1 protein-coding gene is annotated in these 904 nt (G+C 37.3%); it reads right to left on the bottom strand.

Features of this window, described 5'->3' with window-relative positions:
• Positions 1-885 (bottom strand): elongation factor Tu (tuf, locus tag GXK56_RS27505; RefSeq protein ID WP_160693490.1); only part of this gene is annotated, 885 nt, incomplete at its 3' end.
• Positions 886-904: the final 19 nt, after the last annotated feature.

The raw sequence follows: 904 nt of genomic DNA, 5'->3' as shown, positions 1-904 counted from the left end.
TACTTGACCTCTTTCGATATCAGTTCTTTGCACACCTCTTAATAATGCTCCGATATTATCTCCAGCTTGCGCTTCGTCTAATAACTTTCTGAACATTTCGATTCCTGTTACTACTACTTTCTTCTTTTCTTCACTTAATCCAACGATTTCTACTTCGTCTCCTACGTGAAGTACACCAGCTTCAACTCTTCCTGTTGCAACTGTTCCTCTACCAGTGATTGTGAATACATCTTCTACTGGCATTAAGAATGGCTTATCTGTTGCTCTTTCTGGAGTTGGAATATAGCTATCTACTGCATCCATTAAGTCTAAGATACATTTTGAAGCTTCTTCATCTGTTGGGTTTTCTAATGCTTTTAATGCTGATCCTGTTATTACTGGAATATCATCTCCTGGGAAGTCATATTCACTTAATAATTCTCTTACTTCCATTTCTACTAATTCTAATAATTCTGGATCGTCTACCATATCTGCTTTATTTAAGAATACTACGATATATTCGATACCTACTCTTGATCCTAATAGGATATGTTCTCTTGTTTGTGGCATTGGACCATCTGCTGCTGATACAACTAAGATAGCTCCATCCATTTGTGCTGCTCCTGTGATCATGTTCTTAACATAGTCAGCATGCCCTGGACAGTCAACGTGAGCATAATGTCTTGTTTCTGTTTGATACTCAACGTGTGCTGTGTTGATTGTGATTCCTCTTTCTTTTTCTTCTGGTGCTTTATCTATTGATGCATAGTCGAATGCTTCTGCAAATCCCTTTTTAGATAATACTGTTGTGATTGCTGCTGTTAATGTTGTCTTACCGTGGTCTACGTGACCTATTGTTCCAATATTAACGTGTGGTTTACTTCTTTCATATTTTGCTTTTGCCATTGTAATTTTCCTCCCTTAT

Source organism: Clostridium sp. C2-6-12 (assembly GCF_009928485.1).
GTDB lineage: Bacteria > Bacillota > Clostridia > Clostridiales > Clostridiaceae > Clostridium.
The sequence above is the reverse complement of the archived record's forward strand: the minus strand, read 5'-3'. Positions and strand labels throughout refer to the sequence as shown.